Raw genomic sequence first — 5,909 nt, 5'->3', positions numbered from 1 at the left:
TGTGGCCGGCGTGGTCGGCGGGGAGGTATTGATGTCTGCTTTAAGGCAATGAGTCTTGCAGCTTTTCAACGGCTTCTGCCGCGTGCGATGTCCGTCTTCAATGCAGCGAAGAGTTCCTTCGCTTTGTCCGGTTCGAGCGCAAAGACATTCGCAGCCTCGCCGGGATCGTTACGGAGGTTGTAGAGCTGGAACTTGTCGTTGGGTTCTTTGCCGTGGGTCTCGACGACTTGGTCCGGTGTGATGGTGCCATCCTGCACGGCATAAACTCCTGATGGCAGGATAAGCTTCCAATCGCCTTCGCGGATCGCGAGCGTGTAGGAGCCGTAATTCACATGCACCATGCCATTGCGGATGGGTAGATCGGGTTTCTCGCCACGCAGCAGGGGTGAGATGTCGAAGCTGTCCTCACCGGCATCGTTTGGGAGTGTTTCGCCGAGCAGAGACGCCATGGTGGCCATCAGGTCGGTGAAACAAATCAATTCGCCGCACGAGCTGCCTGCTTCAATTTTGCCCGTCCAGCTCGCGATGAACGACATGCGATGACCGGCATCGGTGAGCGCGCCTTTCATTCCATTCCACGGACCCGCAGCGCGGTGGTCGAACTTCTCGATGTCGTGTGGATACCAGACCGGACCGTTGTCGCTGGAGAAGACGATGAGCGTGTTGTCACGCAGCTTCAGCTTGTCCAGAGTCGCCAGCACCTGGCCGACCTTCGCGTCCACGTTCATCACATAGTCGCCATACTGGCCCGCGCTGCTCCTGCCTTTGAACTCTTCCGCCGTCGCCCAGGGAGCATGAGGCGCGGGGATGGCGTAGTAGAGGAAGAAGGGCTGGCTGCTCCGGACACCTTGTGACTGGTTCTGGGAGTGCTTTTCGAGCCACGCATCCGCCTTGCCTGCGATGGTGGAAAGACAGCCTTCGAAGTTCCATCCCGGTGCCGCCAAACCTTTGCGCCAATGCGCGCCTTGCGTCTCAGGATTCGTCACGCCTTCGCCTGGATGATCTTCAATCGTCTCCGTCGGCGCGACGACGAAGCGCCTGTTCTCGATGAATGCATACGGACCTTGCTCCGGGGCATCGAAGCCGAAGTAGTAATCAAAGCCAAAGTCCAGCGGTGTCATCTTCAGCGTGCCATCGGCCTCGGCCTTCGAAGACATGCCCTGATGCCACTTGCCCACGCAAGCCGTCGCAAAGTCCTGCCGCTTCATCAGCGTCGCTAGATTCAGGCGCGTGGGCTCCGCTTGCAGTTGCGGCTGCGGAAAATGCATCATCTCGCGGCCCTTTTTGCTCTGCTTTCTCACGCCCTTGACGCCCGTTGTGTGCCAATTCCGGTACGGCATCCGCCCCGTGAGCAGGCTGTACCTGCTGGGCACACAGATGGACCCGCCCGCATGAGCATTCGTGAACTTCATCCCCTCCGCCGCCAGCTTGTCGATGTGGGGAGTCGCGATCTTTGACTGCGCATTGAAACACTGCGGATCGCCCCAGCCCATGTCATCGACGAGGATGATGAGGACGTTGGGACGTGATGCAGGTGCTTTTGTCTGGTTGACGTCAGAGCCGTGCAGCGCGGTGAGCGGCGCGAGCAGCAGAGCCTTGAAGAAGGTGAGAGGGAGTTTCATTTCGCTTTTGAGTCTGGCTTCGGCGCATCCTGGACACGCCGGCCATCGAGTGTGATCTCTTTCGTTGCTTCCAGACCGAGGAGTTCGCTTTTACTTGTCGCATGGTGCCAGGCGGGTCACGGCACACCTGCAACTTGGACGAACATGGAGTGCTGCTGCAGTGCCTGCTGCGCAATGAATGAAAGCTCTCCGCGTATTGGCAGCGGCGGGTGCGATGATGCGCTTTCACTTCACCACTTCGATCACCTTCACTGCCTCTGGCGCATGTGGCTTCGGCCTGGGATCGTGCCAGCGATCACGCGGGGCGGGGGACTTGGCATTGAGCCAGTGGCCGAGGCGGTGGCGGAGGGTGGTGAGTGTGGGGTGGGTTTCGGGGGTGAAGGCGGCTTTGCCCGCGTCGTCTTCGTTTTTCTTGAGGGTGACGGCGCGCATGCCAGGTTCTGCCAGGATGGCGGCGGAGACGCTGGCGCGGGATTCGCCGGAGAGGGCGGTGTATAGGGTGAGGTACTCGACGAGCTGCTGCCCTGCGCGGAAGGTTTTGAGCCGGAGGCTGGGCAGGGGGCCTGCGGGCGTGGGGTAGAAGAGGGCGAGGTCGTCGGGCTTTTGCAGGGCGTCGGCTTTGCCAATGGTCTGCCAGGGCACGACGCCATCGGCACCGAGGGCCCAGGCCTCCACGCACCAGGCGGCATTGCTGACGCTGGGGGTGCCGAGGGCATTGGAGGTGCCGTACATGTAAACGAGATTGCCGAAGCGCTGGGCGCGGTCGCGGACGGATGCGCCGTAGGTGCGGAGTGCGCTGCTGACGATTTCGGCATTGACGACGCCATCGAGGAGATCGCGCTGCCACTGCGGGCGTGAGATGTCGGCGCGGTGCGCGAGGTGGAGGCCGGGCTGTGCGCCCGCGCCTTTCCAGAACTCAATGCCGAAGCGGCGCAGGGCCCAGAAGTCCTGGGTGTTGGAGGGTTCATCAAAGATCCATGGCGCGGAGCAGCGTTCCCACCCGGCGGTTTTGAAGGAGACTTTGTTGTTGAGGTAGAACTCGAACATGGGCTCGGTCCAGCCTTTGTCATGGAGGTGCTGGGCGATGCGTGCTGCGGCGGCGCGGAACTGCTGCCAGTAGGCTTCGTCATAGGCGGTCTCGATCCAGTAGCCGCCTTTGAAATGCTGCTCCTGATTCATGGGCCAGTTTTCATTAAGCATGAGGTAGAAGGCCTCGATGGGGACACCGCTGCGTGGCAGGCCGGTGAAGGCGCTGCCGTCAAAGAGCGGGCCGTAGGTGGCATCCCACGCGGTCCAGTCCCACTGGCCGTCTGGTTTGATGACGGGGCCGGCATCGATCTTTCCGGTCCAGTGATAGGGCAGCACATTGAGCGTGGTGCGGTGCTCGTGGGCGAGGCGATAGAAGGCGCGCTCGTGCCCGGGGAGGCTGTAGGCATTCATCTGCGGGATGAAGGAGAGGCGGTCTGGCAGGGTGAAATCCCACACGGTGAGCGTGCATGGGAGTGACTGAGTGCCGACGGTGAGCTGGCCGGTGATGCGGCCGGGGCGTGCGTCTTTGGGCACGTGGATCTCGATGCAGGTGGGGCCGGTGGAAGGGCCGGGGACGAGGGGGTCCAAATGCTGCGCGACCTGCGGCATGGCGTAGGTCTGGATCTTGACCTGCGGGAGGGTGAGGCTGGCGCTGGTGGCGACGGTGAAGTGAATCGTTTCGCCTTTGGCCGCGAAGAATTCCAGGGAGTGGAGGGGCTCGCCAAATTCATCGCGGCAATCAACGGGGAGCTTTGTGGTGGCGGGTGGTGGGATGGCTGGTGGCAGCGTGGCGGGCTTTGCGGCGAGCAGTCTGGTAGATGATGGTAGAGCGGCGGTGGGAGGGGCGTCTTCGAGCCAGAGGGTGAAGTGGGGGCGGGTGCTTTTTTTGTCGTCTTTGCTGGAGACGTAGCGGTTGAGGAAGGGAAGGTAGGTGAACTTGTTGCCCTCGCGCAGGTACTCGCTGCCCACGTCATCCATGACGGCAAAGCCGAAGCTGCGGCCTTCGATGCGGGCTTGCACGACGGCGGGATCCACGGGGATGATCTGCCAGCCGTTGGCGTCGCGCGGTGTGGGATCGGCAAAGCCCCAAATAGAACCGCCTGCGCCATTGATGACGGCGGTGATGTCCGGCTGATCGACGCCCCAGCGCTGCTCGCCGGTGCGGGCCCAGGTGAAGGAGCTCGCACCGGGCACGTTTTTATAGCTGGTGCCGTCGCCTTCGGTCCACTCTTCGGAGATGGTGGAGACCGTCATGCGCTGCAGGATTTCCGCGCCTTCGCCATGCAGATGGAGCTGGGCCTTGGTGACGCGTTTGCCTTTGAGAGCGGTGGCATCGATGTCCATGAGCGCGAGCTCCTGCACGCCTTTGAACTTCATCTTGGGAGAGGCACCGTTGCTGCCCTCGACCTCGGTTGGGTAGGAGGAGAGCCAGGTGTCGCGGGAGATGTCGATGCGGAGGGGTTCTGCGGCGGGGGTGATGGTGGCGGCAGCGAGGGTGAAGGCGAAGGCCAGTGTGAGGTGGGTGATGGAAAATCGTTTCATGGTTTGAAGGAAGCAGCGTGACGCCGATGCATCGCAGTTATTGGAGAGAGAGATGATTCATGGCCAGAAGTCGCGTAGCGCGCGCTCCCATTCATCGGCGAGGATTTGATGGCCGGAGTAGGTGGGGTGGATGTCATCCCAGATCCAGTGGGCGGCGGGTGCGCGTGCGGTGGCGCGGTCCAGGGCGGCCTGAAAATGCACGAGGGCGGCGCCGTGCTTTTTGGCGAGGCGTGCGACGATTTCCTGACGCTTGACGATGTCGGCATTGGGGGAGCCGTGCTGCGGATCGGTGGCGAGGTGGTTGACGACGAATGGCTCGCACAGCACGAGCTTGAGCTGTGGATTGGCGGCTTTTGCCTGGGTGATGAGCTTGTCGTAGGTCTGCTCGTAGGTTTCCAGCGGCACGCCGCGGCCTTTGTCGTTCACGCCGATGAGGATGCTGAGCACGTCCGGCTTGAGATCGAGCGTGTCTTTCTGCCAGCGTTTTTCGAGATCGAGCACGGTGTTGCCGCTGCTGCCGCGATTGAAGAACTCGAATTTGGCTTCTGGAAACGCCGCGCCGAATTTTGCGGCGATGATGAAGGCGTAGCCGTGACCGAGAATGTGGTTGGGGTCGGCGCTGCGGCCGCGATTGCCGTCGGTGATGGAGTCTCCCTGAAACAGAATGCGCGCGCCGAGGGAGAAGGCTTTGAGGGGCTCCACGGCATGGAGCGTGGTGGCCAGTGCGAGCAGGAGAGTGGTGAGGAATGGGAGCGGGGACGTCATGAAGGAAGTTCAGCGGGTGCCACATATACGCTGCTCCGCGTGCAGTCTCGCGGTGTGTGGCAGATTCAATCTATGCCTCTGCATGCGCCAGAGGCATCATGGCTTGGGAAGCGGGACCTGCGCGATGGTGCGCAGGTAGGCGATGAGGACGCGGACTTCGTCCTCTTTGAGGGTTTTGAGCAGGCCTTCGGGCATCATGGAGACGGGCGAATTCTCGCGGGGGAGGATTTCGGATTTCGTGACGAGGCTGTCCTAACCGACGAGAGGGAGCGTGAGCTGCTGGTTGTCTTTCGCAGCGAATCCGGCGTGATCGCCACACGTAGCGGTGGTTCGTCGGTGCGGACGAGCTTGCTGAGAACGACGAGCGCCGTGAGCAGGCAGAGGAACAATGGCGTTTGAATTCGTAGGTTCATGCGGCATCCATGGTGCGCGGCTGCGCCACTTCTCCGGCTTCAGGAATCCCATCTCCTGCTGCTGCGTCACCTGCGGACTCCGTTGTAACCATCCCAGCGAATGACGCCGACGAAGGGGCGATTCGTTGCGGCTTGTGGAGTGTCAGTCGCGAGAATGGCAGCGCCTATTGCGAGCAGTAAGGTTGAGGAGTTTGCATTCCATGAGAGTTCCGTGACCTACCTCCACAGCGGTTCGATTTGTTCAGCGTTCCACTGATCCCATAGCGCTGACATTTGCTGCACGCGGGCGGGTTCCTGGGTGGCGAGATTTTTGGTCTCGCTGATGTCATGCGTGAGATCGTAGAGCTGCCACTCCTTGCCATCGCGAATGAGTTTCCAGTCGCCGAGACGCAGGGCGTTCCTTTTGCCAACGCGCCAGAACAGCGGACGCTCGGGCAGTTGCGTGGTCTTGCCTGTGAGCAAAGGCATGAGGTTGATGCCGTCCAACGTGGCTTCGGCTTTGGTCGAAGGCTCTGGAGCCAACACACCAGCCACTTTC

General features: G+C 61.6%; 3 protein-coding genes and 1 pseudogene. All 4 read right to left on the bottom strand.

Translation table 11 applies throughout. The annotated features are described in order from the left end of the window. Positions 1-65 precede the first annotated feature (65 nt). Positions 66-1,622: an arylsulfatase gene (locus ACIREA_RS24830; RefSeq protein WP_397385025.1), complete on the bottom strand. Its 1,557-nt coding sequence runs from the start codon at positions 1,620-1,622 to the stop codon at positions 66-68. 225 nt (positions 1,623-1,847) lie between these two features. Then, entirely contained in the window at positions 1,848-4,193 is a 2,346-nt protein-coding gene (locus ACIREA_RS24825) for a hypothetical protein (RefSeq protein ID WP_397385024.1), read from the bottom strand. 57 nt (positions 4,194-4,250) lie between these two features. Beyond that, positions 4,251-4,958: an SGNH/GDSL hydrolase family protein gene (locus ACIREA_RS24820; RefSeq protein ID WP_397385023.1), complete on the bottom strand. Its 708-nt coding sequence runs from the start codon at positions 4,956-4,958 to the stop codon at positions 4,251-4,253. A gap of 629 nt (positions 4,959-5,587) precedes the next feature. Then, a pseudogene (locus ACIREA_RS24815) lies at positions 5,588-5,909 on the bottom strand (sulfatase); the annotation flags it as partial.

Origin of the sequence: Prosthecobacter sp., assembly GCF_044373815.1 — a bacterium.
GTDB lineage: Bacteria > Verrucomicrobiota > Verrucomicrobiia > Verrucomicrobiales > Verrucomicrobiaceae > Prosthecobacter.
This window is presented reverse-complemented; position numbering and strand designations above follow the sequence as displayed.